At 67.8% G+C, this 22,477-nt stretch carries 18 protein-coding genes and 1 tRNA gene; 13 read left to right on the top strand and 6 right to left on the bottom strand.

Annotated elements, in window-relative coordinates:
* Window positions 1–10: 10 nt before the first annotated feature.
* Entirely contained in the window at window positions 11–1,027 is a 1,017-nt protein-coding gene (locus QFZ47_RS19840; protein ID WP_021008448.1) for a class 1 fructose-bisphosphatase, read from the top strand.
* A gap of 25 nt (window positions 1,028–1,052) precedes the next feature.
* A tRNA-Thr gene (locus QFZ47_RS19835) sits at window positions 1,053–1,128 on the top strand.
* A 338-nt stretch (window positions 1,129–1,466) separates the two neighbouring features.
* On the opposite strand, the gene QFZ47_RS19825 is transcribed toward QFZ47_RS19835, so the two are convergent.
* Entirely contained in the window at window positions 1,467–2,522 is a 1,056-nt protein-coding gene (locus tag QFZ47_RS19825) for an HNH endonuclease (RefSeq protein ID WP_307657252.1), read from the bottom strand.
* A gap of 38 nt (window positions 2,523–2,560) precedes the next feature.
* Here QFZ47_RS19825 and QFZ47_RS19820 point away from each other — a divergent pair, with 38 nt between their 5' ends.
* Both QFZ47_RS19820 and QFZ47_RS19815 read left to right on the top strand, forming a co-directional pair.
* The gene (locus QFZ47_RS19820) at window positions 2,561–3,601 is read left to right on the top strand and encodes a bifunctional enoyl-CoA hydratase/phosphate acetyltransferase (protein ID WP_370880597.1); all 1,041 of its coding nucleotides are present in this window, start codon (window positions 2,561–2,563) and stop codon (window positions 3,599–3,601) included.
* A 179-nt stretch (window positions 3,602–3,780) separates the two neighbouring features.
* Entirely contained in the window at window positions 3,781–6,783 is a 3,003-nt protein-coding gene (locus tag QFZ47_RS19815; RefSeq protein WP_307657250.1) for a transglycosylase domain-containing protein, read from the top strand.
* 7 nt (window positions 6,784–6,790) lie between these two features.
* On the opposite strand, the gene QFZ47_RS19810 is transcribed toward QFZ47_RS19815, so the two are convergent.
* Entirely contained in the window at window positions 6,791–7,096 is a 306-nt protein-coding gene (locus QFZ47_RS19810; RefSeq protein ID WP_307657249.1) for a hypothetical protein, read from the bottom strand.
* A gap of 308 nt (window positions 7,097–7,404) precedes the next feature.
* Between QFZ47_RS19810 and QFZ47_RS19805 the strand changes: the two genes are divergently transcribed.
* Genes QFZ47_RS19805 through QFZ47_RS19790 form a run of 4 tightly spaced genes read left to right on the top strand, consistent with a single transcriptional unit; the run spans window position 7,405 to window position 12,317 of the window.
* Window positions 7,405–8,169: a 2Fe-2S iron-sulfur cluster-binding protein gene (locus tag QFZ47_RS19805; RefSeq protein ID WP_307657248.1), complete on the top strand. Its 765-nt coding sequence runs from the start codon at window positions 7,405–7,407 to the stop codon at window positions 8,167–8,169.
* Window positions 8,166–9,158, top strand: a complete 993-nt coding sequence (locus QFZ47_RS19800; RefSeq protein WP_307657247.1) for an FAD binding domain-containing protein — start codon at window positions 8,166–8,168, stop codon at window positions 9,156–9,158. Before QFZ47_RS19805 ends, QFZ47_RS19800 begins: the two co-directional genes overlap by 4 nt.
* The gene (locus tag QFZ47_RS19795) at window positions 9,155–11,332 is read left to right on the top strand and encodes a xanthine dehydrogenase family protein molybdopterin-binding subunit (protein WP_307657246.1); all 2,178 of its coding nucleotides are present in this window, start codon (window positions 9,155–9,157) and stop codon (window positions 11,330–11,332) included. The genes QFZ47_RS19800 and QFZ47_RS19795 overlap by 4 nt, the downstream gene beginning before the upstream one ends.
* Before the next feature lie 55 nt (window positions 11,333–11,387).
* Window positions 11,388–12,317 carry an SMP-30/gluconolactonase/LRE family protein gene (locus QFZ47_RS19790; protein ID WP_307657245.1) on the top strand — a complete coding sequence of 310 codons (930 nt, stop codon included), beginning with the start codon at window positions 11,388–11,390 and terminating at the stop codon, window positions 12,315–12,317.
* Between the two features lie 25 nt (window positions 12,318–12,342).
* Here the strand turns inward: QFZ47_RS19790 and QFZ47_RS19785 are convergent, their stop codons facing one another.
* The 3 genes from QFZ47_RS19785 to QFZ47_RS19775 all read right to left on the bottom strand — a co-directional run bounded on the left by QFZ47_RS19785 (window position 12,343) and on the right by QFZ47_RS19775 (window position 17,055).
* On the bottom strand, window positions 12,343–13,275 hold the full coding sequence (locus QFZ47_RS19785) for a dimethyl sulfoxide reductase anchor subunit family protein (protein WP_307657244.1): 933 nt from the start codon (window positions 13,273–13,275) through the stop codon (window positions 12,343–12,345).
* Window positions 13,276–13,279: 4 nt separating this feature from the next.
* On the bottom strand, window positions 13,280–14,008 hold the full coding sequence (locus QFZ47_RS19780) for a 4Fe-4S dicluster domain-containing protein (protein ID WP_307657243.1): 729 nt from the start codon (window positions 14,006–14,008) through the stop codon (window positions 13,280–13,282).
* A 101-nt stretch (window positions 14,009–14,109) separates the two neighbouring features.
* Window positions 14,110–17,055, bottom strand: coding sequence for a molybdopterin oxidoreductase family protein (locus tag QFZ47_RS19775; RefSeq protein ID WP_307657242.1), 2,946 nt, complete (start codon window positions 17,053–17,055; stop codon window positions 14,110–14,112).
* An 82-nt stretch (window positions 17,056–17,137) separates the two neighbouring features.
* Between QFZ47_RS19775 and QFZ47_RS19770 the strand changes: the two genes are divergently transcribed.
* Window positions 17,138–18,079, top strand: coding sequence for a LysR family transcriptional regulator (locus QFZ47_RS19770; RefSeq protein WP_307657241.1), 942 nt, complete (start codon window positions 17,138–17,140; stop codon window positions 18,077–18,079).
* Window positions 18,080–18,094: 15 nt separating this feature from the next.
* Here the strand turns inward: QFZ47_RS19770 and QFZ47_RS19765 are convergent, their stop codons facing one another.
* Window positions 18,095–18,790, bottom strand: coding sequence for a GntR family transcriptional regulator (locus tag QFZ47_RS19765; protein ID WP_307657240.1), 696 nt, complete (start codon window positions 18,788–18,790; stop codon window positions 18,095–18,097).
* A gap of 202 nt (window positions 18,791–18,992) precedes the next feature.
* Here QFZ47_RS19765 and QFZ47_RS19760 point away from each other — a divergent pair, with 202 nt between their 5' ends.
* Genes QFZ47_RS19760 through QFZ47_RS19745 form a run of 4 tightly spaced genes read left to right on the top strand, consistent with a single transcriptional unit; the run spans window position 18,993 to window position 22,455 of the window.
* The gene (locus QFZ47_RS19760; RefSeq protein ID WP_093135268.1) at window positions 18,993–19,274 is read left to right on the top strand and encodes a UxaA family hydrolase; all 282 of its coding nucleotides are present in this window, start codon (window positions 18,993–18,995) and stop codon (window positions 19,272–19,274) included.
* A 52-nt stretch (window positions 19,275–19,326) separates the two neighbouring features.
* Window positions 19,327–20,502 (top strand): UxaA family hydrolase, encoded by a 1,176-nt coding sequence (locus tag QFZ47_RS19755; protein WP_307657239.1) that lies wholly within the window; start codon window positions 19,327–19,329, stop codon window positions 20,500–20,502.
* Window positions 20,503–20,527: 25 nt separating this feature from the next.
* Window positions 20,528–21,457: a hydroxyacid dehydrogenase gene (locus QFZ47_RS19750; protein ID WP_307657238.1), complete on the top strand. Its 930-nt coding sequence runs from the start codon at window positions 20,528–20,530 to the stop codon at window positions 21,455–21,457.
* A complete protein-coding gene (locus QFZ47_RS19745) occupies window positions 21,454–22,455 on the top strand; it encodes an Ldh family oxidoreductase (RefSeq protein ID WP_307657237.1) in 1,002 nt (333 codons plus the stop codon). The genes QFZ47_RS19750 and QFZ47_RS19745 overlap by 4 nt, the downstream gene beginning before the upstream one ends.
* The last annotated feature ends 22 nt before the right edge of the window (window positions 22,456–22,477 follow it).

Here is a 22,477-nt window from a genome sequence, read left to right as displayed (position 1 = left end):
CAGAAAGCACATGGCTCAACAACAAAAGATTTCCCTCACCCGCTACCTCGTCGAACAGCAACGCGCCGACGGCCTCATTCCCGGCCAGCTGCGCCTGCTGCTCGAAGTGGTGGCTCGTGCCTGCAAGAGCATCAGCCAGGCCGTCAACAAGGGCGCGCTCGGCGGCGTGCTCGGCACGGCCGAAACCGAGAACGTGCAAGGCGAGATCCAGAAGAAGCTGGACATCATCGCCAACGAAGTGCTGATCGAGGCCAACGAATGGGGCGGCCACCTTGCGGCCATGGCCAGCGAGGAAATGGACAGCATCTACGTGGTGCCCAACCGCTACCCGCAGGGCGAATACCTGCTCATGTTCGACCCGCTCGACGGCAGCAGCAACATCGACGTGAACGTGAGCATCGGCACCATCTTCAGCGTGCTGAAGAAGCCCGACGACACCCCCGGCGTGCAGGAAGCCGACTTCCTGCAGCCCGGCACCCAGCAGGTGGCGGCCGGCTACTGCATCTACGGCCCGCAGACCACCCTGGTGCTGACCGTGGGCAACGGCGTGGCCATGTTCACGCTCGACCGCGAGCAAGGCAGCTTCGTGCTCACGCAGGAAGACATCCAGATTCCGGCCGATACGAAAGAATTTGCCGTCAACATGAGCAACATGCGCCACTGGGACGAGCCCATGAAGCGCTACATCGACGAATGCCTGGCCGGCAAGGAAGGCCCGCGCGGCAAGGACTTCAACATGCGCTGGATTGCCAGCATGGTGGCCGACGTGCACCGCATCCTGATGCGCGGCGGCGTGTTCATGTACCCGTGGGACAAGCGCGAGCCCGAAAAGGCCGGCAAGCTGCGCCTGATGTACGAGGCCAACCCGATGAGCTGGCTGGTCGAGCAGGCCGGCGGCGCGGCCACCAACGGCAAGCAGCGCATCCTGGAGTTGCAGCCCACCAAACTGCACGAGCGCGTGAGCGTGATGTTGGGTTCGCGTAACGAAGTCGAGCGTTTGACCAAGTACCACGCCGAAAAGGCCTGACGGTGTTGCTATAATCCGAGGCTTCGCCGGTGTAGCTCAGTCGGTAGAGCAGCTCATTCGTAATGAGAAGGTCGGGTGTTCGATTCATCTCTCCGGCACCAATCTAAAAAGCCCGTTGCTATTTATTCGATAGCAAGGGGCTTTTTTCATGGGCGCTTGGCGGCTGATGAAGAGGATTTTGTAGTCCCTGGCAGACCTCAGGTCATTCGCCTTGTCGCGCGCACGGCACTCTTCTCTCCAAAACTTTGCGGGGCACCACAGTCAACGAAGCGATGCTCGATGACATCGACTGGCGTGATGCACTCGCGTCGCCCTCGCTGGAGTTCGTCATGGGCACCAACGATTCGGAGTTTGTGCCCATTGCGCACAGCCTCTGCGGGTGGAGCGGCTCATGCTGTCTGATGGCACTGCAGCGCGGTTGGTCGAAACGCTTTAGCTGCTATCCGAAGTGCTTTTCGCGATGGCAGTTTGGGCAGAGGGCCCAAGCGTTGTCGACGGTGTCATCACCACCTTGCGCCAACGGCGTGATGTGATGCACCTCAAGGTATGGATCGCCAGTGGCCTTGCTGACAAACGGAGCAGGCTTCTTGCACCCTTCGCATTGCCCCTCTGCTCGAAAGAGGACCTCGGCAACCACATCGGGATTTCTCACGAACGCCGTTGAAACAGTTCGAATGGTCTTGGGCTTCTTCGGCGCGTTGGCCAAGCGGGCGAGGCGCTCTTTCCTTGGTCGCGTTGAGGCTTGAACCACACGGTCTTGCAACTCTTGCTGCACATAGCCCGCGTCGGCGATCAAATCATCAGAGCTCGTGAGCGCAAGCTCAAACCACTTCGCACCGTCCGGCTCTTCGTGCATCTGTTGACGCGAGAAGGCTCCCGCATAAACGAATGGGTCGCCCTCCGCTTGTCGAACGAAAGCGAGTACTGGCAATCCCGGCACGTTCAAGACCGCCGCGTTGGGCTTGAAGTGCTCACCAAATTGCACGACGCCGTTCCGAGTGATGCTCTTCAGGTAGTACTTCAGCCGTCGGCCCTCTTCCAGCCACGCGTTGTTGTACTTGCCGCCGCTCATGGTCGCCTTGATGACGACTGCCGTTGGTTGATCACCTGATTCAATGACCAACATCCCTTCAGTGCGGGTGTCGTAGATCCCTGCAAAGATCAGGATGTCATGCGAGCTGTACGTCTCGCCGATGACGAAGTCCGATGCGCGAAACCGATCACCAACCCAATCGGCGAATCGCCTTTCAAAGGGGTCAACGATGTCTTCGAACGTTTGGAGTCCAAGCGCGCGCATCTCATCAGAGAGGCCGTCTTGTGTACTCCCGTTGAATCGCTTCAGGTATGCGAACAAGTCCCCTACCCGTCTGAAACGGCTCACCCATATGCCGGCGCTACGGATCTTGAACTTGATCGAATCGGGCAGAGCGCTAGCGAGCGCGGGCTTCTGAACAGCTTCTAAAACGTATTCGCGCGCCGCGTGGATGGGGCTCATTGTGTTCATTGCTTGGAATGGACACATTGTGGTGTAACTTGTTAACTGTTTGCTTCGGGGAAACATTCGTTGTCGCCTCTCCGCACCTTCCGCTACGCACCGAACACCCATCCTCCGGAGCCCGCATGGCCCCCTCCTCCTCCGCCTCCCACCCCCACTACGACCGCCTCATCGCCGCCGCCCGCGCCCTCCCTCCCCTGCGCGTCGCGGTCGTCCACCCAGCCAACGCCGTGTCGCTCGAAGCGGCGCTAGCTTCAGCCGCGCTGGGCCTCATCGCTCCCACGCTGGTCGGCCCGCGCGCAAAGATCGAGGCCGCGGCACGCGAAGCCGGAGCTGATCTCTCTGCCATCCCCATCGTCGACGCCCCCCACAGCCACGCCGCGGCCGACGCAGCCGTCGCCATGGCCTTGCGCGGCGAGGTCGATGCGTTGATGAAGGGCAGCCTGCACACCGACGAGCTGATGGGCGCGGTGGTGCGGCGCGAAGGGGGCCTGCGCACGTCGCGGCGCATCAGCCACTGCTTCGTGATGGATATTCCGGGCCATTCGCAGCCGCTGATCATTTCGGACGCCGCCATCAACATCGCGCCCACGCTCGAAGAGAAGGTCGACATCGTGCAGAACGCGATCGACCTTGCGCATGCGCTGCTGATGCCGGCGGTTCGCGTGGCGATTCTCTCGGCCACGGAAACGGTCAACACCAAGGTGCCTTCCACGCTGGATGCCGCCGTGCTGTGCAAGATGGCCGATCGCGGCCAGATCACCGGCGCGCAGCTCGACGGGCCGCTGGCCATGGACAACGCCATCGACGCCGAGGCGGCGCGCATCAAGGGCATCGTCTCGCCGGTGGCAGGCCGCGCCAACGTGCTGATCGTGCCCAGCCTGGACGCGGGCAACATGCTGGCCAAGAGCCTCACCTTCCTGGGCGGGGCGTTTGCGGCGGGCATCGTGCTGGGCACGAAGGTGCCGGTGATCCTGACGAGCCGCGCCGACTCGGAACCGGCACGCCTGGCCTCGTGCGCGGTGGCGTCGATGCTGGCCAAGGCGGGGCGCGAACGGCTCATCAAGGCGGTGGGCTGAGAAGGCCACGTCTTGTTGCCGATAAGACAATCCAACTACATCTTGTATGCCAATGCAGCGCTGATTCGCCATAGGTAGTTCTCCGGCATCGAAGAACGCCGTGCACATGCGCCAAGCGGCCGCGGAAAGCGCATCATCACGATGCACGAACCCGTGGTTCAGACTGTTTGCGAGGCAGCATGACAAGGTTCAAAAAGGTCTTGTGGATGGGTGGCGGGCTCACCGTGCTGGGTGCGCTTGCCGCATACGCGGTTGTCAACGAGCTGAAGACTTCCCGATGGCAATCGGCCTTCTGGCGCGACTTTGCCAGCGGCGCCGGCTTCAGCGTCAGCGCCGGTGCCAGCGATGCCATCCGCTTTCCCCACACGGGGCCATACGACGAGCGGCTCGGCTACCACGATCTTCCCGAATTCATCCAGCGCCTGGAGCCCCACGGCTATGCCATCACCCGCCAGGCGCGCCTGTCGCCGCGGCTGATCGAACTGCAGGAGCGCGGGCTTTTCATGCCCTACCGCGAGAAGAACCAGGCCGGCCTGACCGTGCGCGACTGCCGCAATGCGGCGCTGCTGAACACGCGCGTGCCCCAGCGCGCGTACGAGCGTTTCGAGGATGTGCCGCCGCTGCTGGTGAGCGCCCTGCTGTTCGTCGAGGACCGCCACCTGCTGGACGCGGAGCCGGCGCAGCGCAACCCCGCGCTCGATCCGGAACGCTTTGCCAAGGCCGCGGTCGAGCAGGGGCTGCGGGTGTTCAACCCGGGCGGGTCGGCGACGGGCGGCAGCACGCTGGCCACCCAGATCGAAAAGTACCGCCATTCGCCGCAGGGCCGCACCGGGTCGGTCCGCGAAAAGCTGCGCCAGATGATGTCTGCCTCCGTGCGCGCCTACCAGGACGGCGACGACACGCTGGCGCGGCGCCGCCAGATCGTCGTCGACTACCTCGACACCGTGCCGCTGGCCGCGCGCCCGGGCATGGGCGAGGTGCACGGCCTGGGCGACGGCCTGTGGGCCTGGTACGGACGCGACTTCCGCGAAGTGAACCGCCTGCTCGCCGACAACGCCGAGGGGGCGGCGCCCACGCCCGAAATGCTCCAGCGCCAGGCCGAGGCTTTCAAGCAGTCGCTGTCGCTGATGATCGCGCAGCGCCGCCCGTCGCAGCACCTGCTCGGCGACGGCGCGGGCCTGGCCCGGCTGACCGACAGCTACCTGCGGCTGATGGCCGAGGCGGGCCTGATCGCGCCCACGCTGCGCGATGCGGCACTGCCGCTGCCGCTGCATCTGAGGCCCGACCTGCCCTCGACGCCGCGGCCGGACTTCGTGCAGCGCAAGGCCGCGACCGCGCTGCGCACCCACATCTCCACCCTGCTCGACGTGCCGCGTGCCTACGACCTGGAGCGCCTCGACCTGGAGGCCGAAACCAGCCTGGACAGCGAAGCGCAAGCCCTGGCGGCGCGGGTGCTGGCCGGCCTGCGGACGCCCGCCGCAGCCAAGGCCGCGGGATTGTTCGGCTCCCACATGCTCGACCCGGGCGCGGACCCGAGCCCGCTGATCTACAGCTTCACGCTGTTCGAGCGCGGCGCCCAGGCCAACCTGCTGCGCGTGCAGGCCGACAACATCGACCAGCCTTTCGACGTGAACCAGGGCGCGCGGCTGGACCTGGGCTCGACCGCCAAGCTGCGCACGCTGGTGAGCTACCTCGAGCTCGTGGCCGAACTGCACGCGGACTGGGCCGGGCTGAGCCCCGCCCAGCTGTCGGCGCTGGCGCCCAACCCGCGCGATCCGCTGGGCGAGTGGGCGCGGCAGTACCTGCTGCGTGCCAAGGACCGCCGTCTGGTGCCAATGCTCGAGGCGGCCATGGAGCGCAAGTATTCGGCGAACCCGGGCGAATCCTTCTTCACCGGCGGCGGCCTGCACCAGTTCGAGAACTTCGAGCGCTCGCGCAACAACGAGTCGATGACGGTGCGCGAGGGCTTCAAGCATTCGGTCAACCTGGTGTTCATCCGCCTGATGCGCGACCTGGTGCGCCACCGCATGTTCGGCGGCGCGTCGGGCGCCGAGCGCCTGCTGAAGGACCCTGCCGATCCGGGCCGGCGCGAAATGCTCGAGCGCTTTGCCGACCGCGAGGGCTCGGCCTTCCTGATCCGCTTCTATCGCAAGTACCAGCGCCTGCCCGCGGCCGAGGCCGAAGCGCTGCTGATGCGCGGCATCCGGCCATCGGCGCCACGCCTGGCGAGCGTACTGTTCACGATCGAGCCCGAAGCCAGCGAAGCCCAGCTCGACGAGCTGCTCACGCAGCGCCTGGGCCGCGGCGCCGGCTCGCCGCGCGCACTGCGGGCGCTGCGCACCACCTACGCCGGCCTGTCGCTCGCCGATCGCGGCTACGTCGCGCGCGTGCATCCGCTCGAACTCTGGCTGGTGGGATTCCTGCGGCGCCACCCGGGCGCAACGCTGACCGAGGTGCTGGAGGCGAGCGAGCGCGAGCGCCAGGAGGTCTATGCCTGGCTCTTCAAGACGCGCCACAAGAGCGCGCAGGACAAGCGCCTGCGCGAGCTGGTCGAGCTCGACGCCTTCGCGCAGATCCATCGCTCGTGGCAGCGCCTGGGCTACCCGTTCGCATCGCTGACGCCGTCGTACGCAAGCGCCATCGGCGCGTCGGGCGACCGGCCGGCCGCCCTGGCGGAGCTGATGGGCATCATCGCCAGCGATGGCGCGCGGCGGCCGGTGCAACGGGTCGGCGCACTGCACTTCGCGCGCGACACGCCCTACGAAACGCGGCTGGAGCCGCGCGACGCGGCCGCCGAGCAGGTGCTGCCCCCCGAGGTGGCCGCAACGGTGCGCCGCGCGCTGATCCAGGTGGTGCAGGACGGCACGGCGCGGCGCCTGAAGGACTCGCTCGTGGACGCGAATGGCCGCGTCATCGAGATCGGCGGCAAGACCGGCACCGGCGACCATCGCTACGGGCACAACGGCCGCGGCGGACGGGCGGGCCCGGAGCGCAAGATCAGTCGCTCGGCCACCTTCGTGTTCATGATCGGCGACCGCTACTTCGGCACCATCATGGCCTACGTGAACGAGCCGTACGCCGCCCGCTACCGGTTCACGAGCGCGCTGCCCACGCAGTTGCTGAAGTCGCTGGGGCCGCAGCTGCTGCCGGTGCTCGAGGGCAGCGGGTGCGGGGGGGATTGACCGGCGACTACGCGCCGTAGATTGCCAGCATGACGACGAAGGTCAGCCACATCGCGGCCCATCCCAAGAGGAACATGACGCCCAGGAAAGCAGCAAGGTAGCCAGCTCGGCGCCACATGCCTGGCGTGCCCGGCACACAGCGCCAATAGATCACGCCGGCCCACAGTGAAAGCACGACTGCGGTCATCGGAGCCATGTGATTGGAGATCGAGAGAATCCTGTGGCTTTCGAGTGCCGCCGCTGAAACGAAAAGCACTGGCATGGCCAGAAACCACGCGAACACGTTCAGCGCAAGGCGCAGGCCGGCTGTCATCGAATCGCCTCACATGTGGAAGCCTTGTTCGGCTTCCAAGGCTGCGCTTGCGCCACGGCATTCGAATTTGTCGACATATCTTCTCCCTGGATTCGCCCTTCCATGGAGCGATTCCACCAAATCATATCGACCGGCACGCAGTGCAGGATGACTTGGGCAAACCCCGCAGGTATAAAAAAAACCGATGCCTGCAACAAGTTATCGATAGCTAAGCTGAGAAATCGACGCCTCGGAAAAAAAGCGCACGGGCCACCGCCTGCGCGACGAGGTTCCTTCATCGATCGATCGACCAGCACTTGCCACACACGATGACATCCCTCCTTTCCGATGAACGGCAGGCCGATGAGTTGCCTGACGACGACAGCAGCCCTCTTCTCCCCCCGCTCGCCGGCCAGCTGACCCGCCGCGCCTTCCTTGCGGAAAGCGGAACGACCGGCATCGCCGGCATCCTGGCGTCGGCGCCCATGGCGGCGTCGGTGGCATCGGCCGCGCAGGCGGACGCCGATGCCGCGCCGCCTTCTTCTTCCATGGCCCTCGCCCTGCGCGTCAACGGCAAGCCGCATGCGCTGCAAGTCGATCCGCGCACGACCCTGCTCGACCTGCTGCGCGAGCAGATGGCGCTGCCGGGTACGAAGAAAGGCTGCGACCACGGCCAATGCGGCGCGTGCACGGTGCTCGTCAATGGGCGGCGCATCAACTCCTGCCTGGCGCTCGCACTCTCGCACGACGGGGCGGAGATCACCACCATCGAGGGGCTCGCGCGCGGCAACGAGCTGCATCCGATGCAGGCCGCCTTCATCAAGCACGACGGGTTCCAGTGCGGCTATTGCACCTCGGGGCAGATCTGCTCGGCCGTGGGCATGCTGCGCGAAGCGGAGCAAGGCGCGCCCAGCCATGTCACGGCCGATGTGCGGCGCACCGGGCCGGTGGCGCAGCTGAGCGACGCCGAGATCCGAGAGCGCATGTCGGGCAACATCTGCCGCTGCGGCGCCTACCCCGGCATCGTGGCCGCGGTGCGCGAAGTGAGCCTGACGATGCCGCGCCGCGCCAACAGCCGAAGGAGCCGCGCATGAAACCCTTCGCATTCACCCGTGCAACCGACGTGGACACGGCCGTTCAGGCGGCCACGCAGCCGGGGGCACGATTCCTGGCCGGCGGCACCAACATCGTCGACCTGATGAAGGAAGGCGTGGAAGCGCCCGACCAACTGGTGGACATCAACCGCCTGCCGCTCGCGGCCATCGAGGCGCAGCCCGCGGGCGGGCTTCGGCTGGGCGCGCTGGCACGCAACAGCGACACGGCCAACCACCCGCTGCTGCGCACGCGCTACCCGCTGGTGGCGCAGGCCATTCTTGCGGGCGCCTCGGGTCAGCTGCGCAACGCCGCCACCAACGGCGGCAACCTGCGCCAGCGCACGCGCTGCCCCTACTTCTACGACGTGACCCAGCCCTGCAACAAGCGCGAGCCGGGCACGGGCTGCAGCGCGCTGCAGGGCTTCAACCGCAACCACGCGGTGCTGGGCACCAGCGCGAAGTGCATCGCGAGCTATCCGGGCGACATGGCGCAGGCGCTGCACGCGCTCGATGCAGTGGTTCAGCTGCAGGGGCCGTCAGGCCGCAGGACGATTCCGATTGCGCAGTTCCACCGCCTGCCGGGCGACGCGCCCGAGCTCGATGCCAACCTGGCGCCGGGCGAGCTGATCACCGCCATCGACCTGCCGGCCGAGAGCGCCCGCTTCGCGCAGCGCTCGCACTACCTGAAGGTGCGCGACCGGGCGAGCTATGCCTTTGCGCTGGTGTCGGTGGCGGCTGCGCTCGACATGGAGGGCAGCCGCATCCGGCAGGCGCGCATCTGCCTGGGCGGCGTGGCACACATGCCCTGGCGCGCGCGCGAGGCCGAGGCTTTGCTGCAAGGCGCCGAGCCCGGCACGCCGCTGTTCCGGCAAGCGGCGGAAGCCGCGCTGGCCGGTGCCACGGGCTTCGAGCACAACCGATTCAAGATCGAACTGGCCAAGCGGAGCATCGTGCGAGCGCTGGAAACCACGACGAGGAACACCGCATGAACAGGCAACAAGCTCTCCCCCTCATCGGCCAGCCGGTTGACCGCGTGGACGGCCGCCTCAAGGTGACCGGCCGGGCGCGCTATGCGGCCGAGTTTTCCTACCCGGGCCTGGTGTATGGCGTTGCGCTGGGCAGCACCGTTGCGGCCGGGCGCGTGCGCGACATCGACAGCGCGGCGGCAGAACAATCGCCTGGCGTGCTGCTGGTGCTGACGCACAAGAACGTTCCCAGGATGCCGCCACCCGCGCCCGAGACGCCGCAGAACCGCTTCACGCGCGCCACGCCGTTGCTGCAGGACACGGCCATTCACCACCACGGCCAGCTCATCGGCTTCGTGGTGGCCGAGACCCTCGAGCAGGCACGCCATGCGGCCACGCTGGTGAAGGTGAGCTACGACGCGGCCCAGCCCCGCATCGGCTTCGACGCTCATGTGAAGAACGCCTATGCGCCGGCAGCCGTCAACGCCGGCTACAAGACCGACACGCGGCGCGGCGATCTCGACCAAGGCCTGCGCGCCGCGGCAGGCACGGTCGATGCGGTCTACAACACGCCCATCGAGCACCACCACCCGATGGAGATGCACGCCACGGTCGCTGTGTGGGAGGGCGACAAGGTCACGGTGCACCATTCGCTGCAGATGGTGAGCGATGCCGCTCCCGCGATTGCCGCCACCTTCGACATTCCGCGCGAGAACGTGCGGGTGGTGTGCCCGTTCGTGGGCGGCGGCTTCGGCAGCAAGATCCTCACGCGCGACAACGCGATGCTGACCGTGCTGGCCGCGCGCCTCGTGAAGCGGCCGGTCAAGCACGTGCTCACGCGGCAGCAGATGTTCATGGTGGTCGGCCTGCGCCAGCACAACCGCCAGCACATGCGGCTGGGCGCCGACGCCAGCGGCCGGCTCACGGGGCTGGGCCACGACACCGTCGCCCACACTTCGGTGCACGAGGAGTTCGTCGAGCAGACCGGCGTCATCTCGCGAATGATGTACGAGGTGCCCAACTCGCAGGTCACGCACCGCGCCTTCCGGCTCAACGTGCAAACGCCCAAGTGGACCCGCGCACCGGGCGAGGCGCCCGGCAGCTTTGCGCTCGAATCGGCGATGGACGAGCTTGCCGAGCAACTGAAGATCGATCCGGTGGAGTTGCGCATAAGGAACGATGCCAGAACCGACCTGGACACCGGCAAGCCCTTCGGCAGCCGCTCGCTCGTCGAATGCATGCGCATCGGCGCCGAGAAATTTGGCTGGAGCAATCGCAGCGCCATGCCGCGTAGCCGAAGGCAGGGCCACTGGCTCGTGGGCTACGGCATGAGCGCGGCATCGCGCGGCGCACCGCATCGCGGCGCCTCGGCCAACCTGCTGCTCACGCGCAGCGGCCGCGACGTGCGCGCGGTGGTGGAGATGTGCGCGACCGATCTCGGCACCGGCAGCTACACCGTCATTGCGCAGACCGCCGCCGAGACGCTGGGGCTGCCGCTCGACAAGGTCCAGGTGCGGCTCGGCGATTCGGCCCTTCCGCCCACGCCCGGCTCGGGCGGCTCCTGGGGCGCCAACACCTTCTGCACCGCGGCGCTCGCGGTCTGCGAAGCGGCCAAACAGCAACTGCGCGAGAAGGTCAACCTGCGCTTCGTTCGCGAACCCAGCGTGGCCGAGCTGCTGCAGGCGGCCCAGCTGAACGAATGGCGCGCCAGCAACACGGCCACGCCGGGCGCGGACATCGCCGCCTGGTCGCACTACGCCTTCGGTGCCAACTTTGCCGAAGTGTGGGTCGACGAAGACCTGGGGCTGGTGCGCGTGCCGCGCTACCTGGCGGTGATTGCGGCCGGGCGCATCCTCAACCCCAAGACCGCGGCGTCGCAGATCATCGGCGGCATCGTCTGGGGCATCGGCAACGCGTTGATGGAAGAGTCGGTGCTCGACGAACGCAGCGGCCACTTCGTCACGCGCACGCTGGCCGACTATCACGTGCCCGTGAACGCGGACGTCGGCGACGTGCAGGTGCTCTTCGCGCCCGAAACCGACACCCGGGTCAACCGCATGGGCGTGAAGGGCGTGGGCGAGATCGGCATCACCAGCGTGGCCGCCGCCATTGCCAACGCGGTGTACAACGCCACCGGGCGCCGCGTGCGTGACCTGCCCATCACGCCCGACAAACTGCTGACGCCGATGCAGGCGTGACGAAGCAGCCAGGAAGAAGCAAACTCCGAGGCCTTGCAAAGAAAAGGGGCCTCCGATGCACATCCGCGAACTCGCCACCGGCCTGCAGTTTCCCGAAGGGCCCGTTGCCATGGACGACGGCTCCGTGCTGCTGGTCGAAATTGCCCGCGGCACGCTCACGCGTGTGCGGCACGACGGGCTGGTGCAGGTGGTGGCCGACCTGGGCGGCGGGCCGAACGGCGCGGCCATGGGGCCGGACGGCGCGGTGTACGTGTGCAACAACGGCGGCTTCCGCTGGCACACCGAGGCCGACGGCTGCCACCGCCCGGTGGGCCAGGCCGACGACTATTCGGGCGGACGCATCGAGCGCGTGAACCTGGCCACGGGCCGGGCCGAGCGGCTCTACGACACGGCCGACGGCGGCGCGCTGTGCGGGCCGAACGACATCATGTTCGACGCGCAGGGCGGCTTCTACTTCACCGACCTGGGCAAGACGCGCGAGCGCGACATGGACCGCGGCGGCGTGTTCTACGGGCACAGCGACGGCAGCGGCGCGCATGCGATCGCGCGGCCGGTGATGACGCCCAACGGCATCGCGCTGTCGCCCGACGGCCGCACGCTCTACTACGCCGAGACCGAAGGCGCGCGGCTCTGGGCCTTCGACATCACGGCGCCGGGGCGCGTGCGCAAGGACGGCTGGCCGTCACCGCACGGCGGCCGCATGCTGTGCGCATCGCCGGGCGGGCACTACCAGCGCTTCGACTCGATGGCAACCGATGCGCTGGGCAACCTGTGCGTGGCCACGCTGCTGCACGGCGGCATCACCATCGTCGCGCCCGACGGCAGCAGCTGCGAGCACGTGCCGCTGCCCGACCGCTACACCACCAACATCTGCTTTGGCGGACGCGACATGCGCACGGCCTACATCACGCTGTCGGGCAGCGGGCGGCTGATTGCCATCGACGACTGGCCGACGCCGGGGCTGCGGCTGAACTTCCAGGCCTGACCGAAGGCATGTACGGGTTGCGCTGTCAGGACACCACCTGGTAATACAGGTTCTGCGGGTGCTTCGCCTGCGCGAAGAAGAACCAGCGCTCCGCCAGCAGGCCGGGCGCCTGCACCAGCACCGCGAGCAGCCACGGCCACACGGCGGCAGTCGCAATGCCCCACAGCAGCAGCAGCGAAGGCAGCACGAAGGCCAGCAGCAGGAAGCCGAGCTTCATGTTCCTGAGCCCGGCCAGCGTGGCGCCATGAAAGAACTCGCGCGTGTTGAACGAGCCGGCCGACATGCCCATCGACTTTTGCGTGAGCTTCTCGGCGCGGATGCCGGTGGCCGACTGCAGCGTCGACTTGTGGCGGATCGCCGCGTTCCGCCTGAGCGCCCCGCCGCGTGCGGCCCATGCCGCGAGCGTGGCGGCGAGCGCACACGGCCCGAACAACTGCACGAAGCGCGACTCGCCCGCCAATGCGGCCATCGCACAGGCCAGCACCAGCCCCGACGACAGGCCGATGAGCGTGAAGTTGACGACCGTCAGCGGATGCGCCCATTCCTCGATGAAGCGCAGGCAGGCGTAGATCATGGCGGTGCAGTACCAGAGCGCGGCCGCGCCACACAGCACCAGCACCGGCAGCAGCCACGACCATGGCGCGCCGGCGCCGAAGCGCAGCGACAGCCACCACAGCGCCACCAGCGCGATGAAGCCCGGCAGCACGATGACCTCGCGCGACATCCACGAGGTGCGCCACATCAGCACCGCGCGCCATGCGCGGCTCTTGCGGCCCAGGTGCATGAACGAGGCCGCGAGCCCGGCCCCGAGCAGCACTTCGGCCACGCCCAGCGCCAGCGCGAGAAAGCCGGGCGCGAGCCCCAGGCCGAACAGCACCGCGAGCGCGAGCGCGACGACCAGGCCCTGCGCGGCGCCGGCGAGAGTGGTGAAAAAAAGAATGGAGAACGCGGGATGCATGCCCTTATTCCTCCTGCCCTGCGGTCTGCTGCGTGATGCGGCGCGGCAGGTACTGGTTGGCCGGGCTGGTTTCCCATTCCGGCATCAGTTGGTAGCCGCCGCGTTCGCGGATGGCCTTCGACACTTCGGAGTCCGGGTCCTTCACGTCGCCGAACAGGCGCGCCCCGGTGGGACAGGCCTTCACGCAGGCGGGCTTGCGGTCTTCCTTGGGCAGGTGCTCGTCGTAGATGCGGTCGACGCACAGCGTGCACTTGGTCATGACCTGGCGCTCTTCGTCGAGTTCGCGTGCGCCGTAGGGGCAGGCCCATGCGCAGTACTTGCAGCCGATGCACTTGTCGTAGTCGACCAGCACGATGCCGTCTTCCTTGCGCTTGTAGCTGGCACCCGTGGGGCACACGGGCACGCAGGGCGGGTCTTCGCAGTGCAGGCAGCTCTTGGGGAAGTGAACCGTCTGCGTGGCCGGGAAGGTGCCGGCCTCGTAGGTCTGCACGCGGTTGAAGAAAGTGCCGGTGGGGTTGGCACCGTAGGGCTGCGCATCCGCGAGCGGGCCGGCGCTGCCGGAGGTGTTCCACTGCTTGCACGAAGTGACGCAGGCATGGCAGCCGACGCAGACGTTGAGGTCGATGACGAGGGCGAGTTGCTTGGCGAGGGTTTCGCCCGGTTCGGCGCGTACGCTGGCATTCCTCCCTCCCCTCTCGGGGGAGGGTTGGGGTGGGGGCACGGCGGCTTTCATCGCCGCATGGCTGCCGGTTCCAACGCCGCTGCCCCCACCCCTGCCCTCCCCCGGAAGGGGAGGGAGCAGATCCGGGGCCATCAGGTCCTTGAGCCACTGCATCATTTCTTCCCCCTCCCCGCAAAGTACGTCAGCACACTCGCCGCCTTCCCCAGCACCCCCGGCGCGCTCGGCATGCTCGCCATCTGCGGAAAGCTCTCTTCCGGCTCGCCCGGTTCCGCGGGCCGTATGCGCACCCGCACGTCGTACCAGCCCGCCTGCCCGGTGATCGGGTCGGAGTTGCTGATGCGCCCGCTCGCGGTGCCCGCGCAAGGCAGCTCCTCGCTGATCAGGTGGTTGAGCAGGAAGCCCTTGCGCGCCTCGTCCGCGCCGGGCGCCAGCTGCCATGCGCCATCGGCCTTGCCGATCGCGTTCCAGGTCCACACGGTGCCGGGCTCCACCGCCTCGCTGTAGCGCAGCATGCAGCGCACCCTGCCCCACTGGCTCTCCACCCAGCACCAGCCGCCGTCGGCAATGCCCGCGGCCTGCGCGGTGAGCGGGTTCACGTGAAGGTAGTTGTGGCTGTGGATCTGCCGCAGCCACGCGTTCTGCGAATCCCACGAGTGGTACATCGCCATCGGCCGCTGGGTGATGGCGTTGAGCGGATAGGCGTCGAGATCGGTCGAGGCCTCTTCGAGCGGCGGGTACCAGAAAGGCAGCGGATCGAAGTAGGTGTCGATGCGCTCCCGCAGCGCATCGGGCGGCTGCCGGCCCGCGCTCTTGCCTTGCGCGGCCAAGCGGAAGCTCTGCAGCGTGTCGGAGTACAGCGCCAGCTGCACCGGGTCGTTGCGCTGGCGCCAGCCCTTGTCCTTTGCAAAGTCGAGGTACTCGCGGTTCCAGTTGCGCATGTAGTGCATGGTCTCTGGCATGTGGTACTGGAACACGCAGTTGTTCTCTGCATACGCTTCCCACTGCTTGGGGTTGGGCTCGCCGCGCAGGTGCTCGGTGCCGTCCTTGCCGCGCCAGCCCATCAGAAAGCCGATGCCCGGCTGCGGCTGGAAGTTGACGACAAAGTCCGGATAGCCCGTGAACTTGCGCCCCCCTTCTGGCGTGGTGAAGGCCGGAAACTTCAGGCGCGAGGCCAGTTCGATCAGCACTTCCTGGAAAGGCTTGCACTGGCCGGTGGGCGGCACCACAGGAATGCGCACCGAATCGACCGGCCCGTCGAACTCCGAGATTGGCCGGTCAAGCATGCTCATCACGTCGTGGCGCTCGAGGTAGGTGGTGTCGGGCAGCACCAGGTCGGCAAAGGCCACGGTCTCGCTCTGGAAGGCGTCGCACACCACCAGGAAGGGGATCATGTGCTCGCCCTGCTCGTCCTTGCGGTTGAGCATCTCGCGCACGGCCATGGTGTTCATGCTGGAGTTCCAGGCCATGTTGGCCATGAAGATCAGCAGTGTGTCGATGCGGTAGGGGTCGCCCTTGACCGCGTTGGTGATCACGTTGTGCATGAGCCCGTGCGCCGACAGCGGGTGCTCCCACGAGAACGCATGGTCGATGCGAATGGGCGAGCCGTCGGGGTTGATGGCCAGCTCCTCCGGGTTGGCCGGAAAGCCCAGCGGCGCGGCATTGAGCGGCGTGTTGGGCTGGATCATGCCGGGGTCGTTGAAGGCCCGGTAGTTGGGCACGATGTGGCGCGGATACGGCGCCTTGTGGCGGAAGCCGCCCGGCGCATCGATGGTGCCGAGCACGCTCATCAGCACCGCCAGCGCGCGCACGGTCTGGAAGCCGTTGGAATGCGCCGCCAGCCCGCGCATGGCGTGGAAGGCCACGGGCCGCGCCTGCGTGGTCGCATGCTGCTTGCCCCAGGCATCGGTCCATGGAATGGGCAGTTCGAAAGCCTGCCTGAGCGCGGTCTCGCCCATCTCGCGCGCGAGCTTGCGGATGCGCTGCGCGTCGATGCCTGTGATGGCCTCGGCCCATTCGGGCGTGCAACTGGCCACGCGATCGCGCAGCAGTTGGAACGACGGCGCCACCCGCGTGCCGTCGGCCAGCGTGTAGTGGCCTTCGAGCGCGGGGTCGCAGCCGTCGGCAATGCCTTCGGGGTAGGCGTTCTTCACGCTGCCGCTGCTTTTGTCCCACACCAGCTTGTTGTGCGGGTTGCGGCCGTCGCCGGGCGGCCCGCGCGTAGGGTCCGGGTCGAAAGCGAAGAGGCCCTGGCGCTCGCAGTCGTCCAGCACCACGAGCTGCGGCGCGTTGGTGAAGCGCTTCAGGAAGGCATGGTCGATCAGCTCGCCGGCAATGAGCTCGTGCAGCAGCGCCATGAACAATGCGCCGTCGGTGCCGGGCTTGATCGGGATCCACTCGTCGGCAATGGCTGAGTAGCCCGTGCGCACCGGGTTGATCGAAATGAAGCGGCCGCCTGCGCGCTTGAACTTGCTGATCGCGATCTTCATCGGGTTGCTGTGATGGTCCTCGGCCGTGCCGATCATCACGAACAGCTTGGCGCGGTCGAGGTCGGGCCCGCCGAACTCCCAGAAGCTCCCGCCGATGGTGTAGATCATTCCCGCGGCCATGTTGACCGAGCAGAAGCCGCCGTGCGCCGCATAGTTGGGCGTGCCGAACTGGCGCGCGAACAGGCCGGTGAGCGCCTGCATCTGGTCGCGGCCCGTGAAGAGCGCGAACTTCTTCGGATCGGTCGCGCGGATCTTGCCGAGCCGCTCGGTCAGCATGTCGAAGGCACGCTCCCAGCTGATGGGCTCGAACTCCCCGGCCCCGCGCTCGCTGCCGGCCTTGCGCAGCAGCGGCTGCGTAAGGCGCGCGGGCGACACCTGCTTCATGATCCCCGACGAGCCCTTGGCGCAGATCACGCCCTTGTTCAGCGGATGCTCGGGGTTGCCGTCGATGTAGCGCACCTCGGGGCCGTGCTCGCCTTCGCGCAGGTGCACGCGGATGCCGCAGCGGCAGGCGCACATGTAGCAGGTGGTGGTCTTGACCTGGGTGTCCGCCGTAGGTGTCGGGGCGTCGAGCGGATCGTGGACGGGCTCTCGGGACAGGAAACTGAACACTGGCGGTCCTTTGTCTTCATGCGGGGCTGGGCCGATGTTAGAGAGCATCGATCAAACGAAAAAGCGGAGAATATCGCTCACGATGACCGGAAAAACAGATCAGCAGCAACAGCACAGCGCGCAGCGGCTTCGGCTCAACCTGCGCCAGCTCGAAGTGTTCGTGGCCACGGCCCGGGGGGGCAGCACGCGCGCCGCGGCCGACCGCATCGCGCGCTCGCAGTCGGCCGCGAGCAGCGCGCTGGCCGACCTGGAGTCTTCCGTCGGCGCCCTGCTGTTCGACCGGCTCGGCCGCCGCCTGGTGCTCAACGAGAACGGCCGCGCGCTGCTGCCCAAGGCCCAGGCACTGCTCGACCAGGCCGGCGAGGTGGAGGCGCTCTTCAGCGGCGAGCATGCGGCGCCGCTGCGCGTGGCGGCCAGCTTCACCATCGGCGAATACCTGCTGCCCGAGCGCGTGTCGCAATGGACGGCGCTGCATCCGCAGAGCCAGGTGCACCTGCACATTGCCAACACGCGCGACGTGATCGAGGCGGTGGCGGGGTTCGACGTCGATGTCGGCTTCATCGAGGGGCCGCAGACCCACCCCGACCTCGTGGTGCGCGCATGGCGCGAGGACGAGCTGGTGATCGTCGCCGCGCCAGGGCATCCGCTCGCAAAGCGCACCGCCACGCACCGCCAGCTCTCGCAGGCCACGTGGGTGCTGCGCGAGCATGGTTCGGGCACGCGGCAGGTCACCGATGCGTGGCTGATCCAGAACCTGGAGCAGGTGCGCGTGGGCTTCGAGCTCGGCAGCACCGAGGCCATCAAGCGCGTGGTGGCTTCGGGCACCGGGCTGGCCTGCCTCTCGCGCTACACGGTGGCGCAGGCGCTGGAAGACGGCCACCTGATCGAGTTGCGCACGCGGCTGCCGGCCGGCATGCGGCGGCTGGCCACGGTGATGCACCGCGACAAGCTGCTCGGCCGCGCGACGGCGGATTTCTTGCGGCACTGCGGGGCGACCGTACCGCGCGCTCCATCCGCGCGCTAGGCCGCACGAAGCCGCTCAGGCCGGCCGCGACAGCTGGTGCACGTACTCGTATTGCGCCGTGTTGATGATCGACACGCGGTACTCCACCGGCTTGTCGCCGAAGGTGAGCGCGGTGCGCCGCACCTCCATCACCGGCGCGCCCGGCGCCACGCCCAGGATGCGCACCACGCTGCGGTCGGCCGCCATCGCGCGTGCGCGCTCGCGCGCCAGCGTCACCGTGATGCCGAACTCGGTCTGGTAGAGGTGGTAGATGGTGCTCGGCCGCTCGCGAAAGCGCTTCTCGGTCAGGCCCTTGAACAGCAGCGCCGGCAGCGTGAGCCGGTCGTGGATCGCCGCCCTGCCCTGCAGCAGCAGCCGGTTGTCGATCTGGATGGCGGGCTCGCCGGTTCGCAGGCCCAGCGCCTGCGCGGGCTCCTCGTCCATGCGCACGCGCTCGAAGGCGACGAACTCCACCTGCGGCGCCTGCCTGAGGCCGTCGCTGCGCTCCACGTGGAAGAACTGGAACATGAAGCGGTCGTCGTTGTGCACCGCAACGAAGGTGCCGCGCCCCTGCCGCCGCACGAGGATGTGCTCGGCCACGAGATCGTCGGTGGCATGGCGCAGCGTGCCGATCGACACGCCGAGCGCCGCCGCCAGCTTGCTCTCGCTCGGCAGCACGCTGCCGGCCGCGCAACGCCCCGATTCGATGGCGCGCAGCAGCGAACGCTTCACGAGCCGGTAGAGCGGCGCGCCCGCCGCATCGGCGTGAATGGGTTCGAACGCGGGAAATGTCTGTCGAGCGGAGCATGGCGCATTGTGATGGCCGCGTCGCCATTCATCCAAGTCATCCATATGACCTGTTTGACATGCGGAGACGCGCACTCGGACACTGGCCCGGCTGCAAATTCTCAGCGAGTCACAACAGGAGACAACGATGATTCATTTCGTTCTGCACGACGCGAAGGACACGGTCGCGGTCGTGGTGGTGGAAGGCGTCAAGGCCGGCATGTCGCTCAGCGGCTGGATCATGGACGAGGACCGCATGACCAGCGTCGATGCGCGCCAGGACATTCCGATCGGCCACAAGGTCGCGCTCCGGGACATGGCGCCCGGCGACACGGTGTGGAAGTACGGCATCGACATGGGCAAGGTGGTGGCGCCGATCAAGGCCGGCGAACACGCGCACGTGCAGAACATCAAGACCAAGCGCTGGTAGGACACCGCCCCGCTTCGCCCACTTCCATTCCCCACGAATCAGAAAGCACAGCATGTCCATCATTTCCAAAGACACCACCTTCCTCGGCTACCGCCGCGAAAACGGCCGCGTCGGCGTGCGCAACCACGTCATCATCCTGCCGCTGGACGATCTCTCCAACGCGGCCGCAGAAGCCGTGGCCCACAACATCAAGGGCGCGCTCGCCATTCCGCATCCCTACGGCCGCCTGCAGTTCGGCGCCGACCTGGAGCTGCATTTCCGCACGCTGATCGGCGCGGGCTGCAACCCGAACGTGGCGGCGGTCGTCGTCATCGGCATCGAGGACAGCTGGACGCAGAAGGTGGTCGACGGCATCGCCACCACGGGCAAGCCGGTGGCCGGTTTCGGCATCGAGGGCCACGGCGACCACGACACCATCCTGCGCGCGAGCAAGGTGGCGCGCGAGTTCGTGCAGGCGGCCAGCGAAAAGCAGCGCGAGCCTTGCGGCATCCACGAACTCTGGGTCTCGACCAAGTGCGGCGAGAGCGACACCACCTCGGGCTGCGGCTCCAACCCCACCGTGGGCAACGCCTTCGACAAGCTCTACGAGACCGGCAACACGCTGGTGTTCGGCGAGACCTCCGAGATCACCGGCGGCGAGCGCATCGTGGCCGACCGCTGCCGCACGCCCGACGTGAAGGAGCGCTTCATGTTCATGTTCAACCGCTACCAGGACATGATCAACCGCCACAAGACCAGCGACCTGTCGGACTCGCAGCCCACCAAGGGCAACATCGCGGGCGGCCTGACGACCATCGAGGAGAAGGCACTCGGCAACATCCAGAAGATCGGCAAGAAGTGCATGGTGGACGGCGTGCTCGACAAGGCCGAGGTGCCGACCGCCCCGGGCCTGTGGTTCATGGACTCGTCCAGCGCGGCCGCCGAGATGGTGACGCTGTGCGCCGCATCGGGCTACGCAGTGCACTTCTTCCCCACGGGCCAGGGCAACGTGATCGGCAACCCGATCCTGCCGGTCATCAAGATCTGCGCCAATCCGCGCACCGTGCGGCTCATGAGCGAGCACGTCGACGTCGACACCTCGGGCCTGCTGCAGCGCGAGATGACGCTCGACCAGGCCGGCGACCAGCTGCTCGAATGCATGCTGCGCACCGCCAACGGCCGGCTCACCGCGGCGGAAGCGCTGGGCCACCGCGAGTTCGTGCTGACGCGGCTGTACGAGTCGGCCTGACGGCGCCCGCGCGATGGCAGGCATCATGAAGCGAATAGTGATTGCGGAGTTCATGGACGCCGCCGCGGTTGCGCAATTGCGCGCGCGACACGACGTTCTCTACGACGTGGCGCTGGTGGACGACGGCACCCGGCTCTACAAGGAAGCGAAGTGGGCCCATGCGCTGATCGTGCGCAACCGCACGCAGGTGCGCGGCGAACTGCTGGACGCACTCACACAGTGCACGGTGGTGGGCCGCCTGGGCGTGGGCCTCGACAACATCGACGTGGCGGGCTGCGAAGCGCGTGGCATCCGGGTGATTCCGGCCACGGGCGCCAATGCACTGAGCGTGGCCGAGTACGTGATTGCGAGCGCCATGATGCTGCTGCGCGGCGCCTACGGCTCCACCGCCGCGGTGGCCGCGGGGCGCTGGCCGCGCAACGCGCTGTCGAACGGGCGCGAGCTGGCGGGCAAGACGCTCGGGCTGGTCGGCTTCGGCGCCATCGGGCAGCTGACGGCGCGGCTCGCGCAGGCGCTCGGCATGCGCACGGTGGCCTTCGATGCCATGATGGACGGCAGCCATCCGGCCTTCGGTGCAACGGGCACGCAGCCGCTGGGTCTCGACGCGCTGGTGGCGCAGGCGGACGTGGTGAGCCTGCACCTGCCGCTGGTGGACAGCACGCGCAACCTCTTCCATGCGGAGCGCATCGCGGCCATGAAGGGCGGCGCGGTGCTCGTCAACACCTCGCGCGGCGGCATCGTCGACGAAGCCGCCGTGGCGCTTGCGCTGCGCGAAGGCCGGCTCGGCGGTGCGGCGCTCGACGTGTTCGATGCCGAGCCGCTCGCGGCCAGCCCGCATTTCGAGGACTGCCCCAACCTGCTGCTGACTCCGCACATCGCGGGCGTGACGGCCGAATCGAACGAGCGCGTGAGCAACCTGATTGCACAGAAGGTGCTGGAGGCGCTGGAACCATGACGATGCTGAGTCTTCCGCAAGCGCGGGACGCCGTGGCCGCGGCCTTGCGCGCGGCCGGCGCCAACGAGGCGATGGCGGCAGCCACCGCACGCGCACTGGTGCTGGCCGAGGCGCAGGGCCTGGGCTCGCACGGCCTCGCCCGCGTGGCCCAGTACGCCACGCACCTGCGCAACGGCCGGGTGAACGGCGACGCGGTGCCGGCGCTGCGCCGCCAGAAAGGCGCAGCGGCGCTGATCGATGCACACGAAGGCCTTGCCTTCGCCGCCTGCGAGATGGCCATTGCCGAAGCCATCGGCCGGGCGCGCGACTTCGGCATTGCCATTGCGGGCGTCACGGGCAGCCACCATTGCGGCGTGGTGGTCGACCATTTGCGCCCGGTGGCCGAGGCCGGCATGGTCGGGCTCGGCTTTGCCAACTCGCCGGCCGCGATGCCGGCGGCCGGCGGGCGCCATCCCATCTTCGGGACCAACCCGGTGGCGGCGGTGTTCCCGCGCCGCGGTGCGCTTCCGCTCGCCATCGACCTGAGCCTGTCGGAAGTGGCGCGCGGCAAGGTCATGGTGGCCGCGAAGCAAGGCAAGGCCATACCGATCGGCTGGGCCATCGACCGCCACGGCCAGCCGACCACCGACGCACAGGCCGCGCTCGAAGGCTCGATGCTGCCCATAGGCGCGGCCACCAGCCCCAAGGGCGCGATGCTGGCGCTAGTGGTCGAGCTCTTGGTCACGGCGCTGATCGGTGCGCAGTTCGGCTTCGAGGCATCGAGCTTCTTCGAGGATGCCGGCAACCGGCCGCGCATCGGCCAGGCCTTCATCGTCATCGATCCCGGCGCGCTCGCGGGCTCGGCGAGCTACCTCGACCGCGTCGAGGTGCTGGTCGCGGAGATGCTGCGCGACGACGGCGTGCGCCTGCCCGGTGCGCGGCGCGAGGAACTGCGGCTGCGCGCCGAGGCAGAGGGCATCGAGGTGCCCGAGGCGCTGCTCGCGCAGTGGCGAAGCTAGGCGCCACGACCCCACACAACAA

Source organism: Variovorax paradoxus (genome assembly GCF_030815975.1).
Lineage (GTDB): Bacteria > Pseudomonadota > Gammaproteobacteria > Burkholderiales > Burkholderiaceae_C > Variovorax > Variovorax paradoxus_N.
This window is presented reverse-complemented; position numbering and strand designations above follow the sequence as displayed.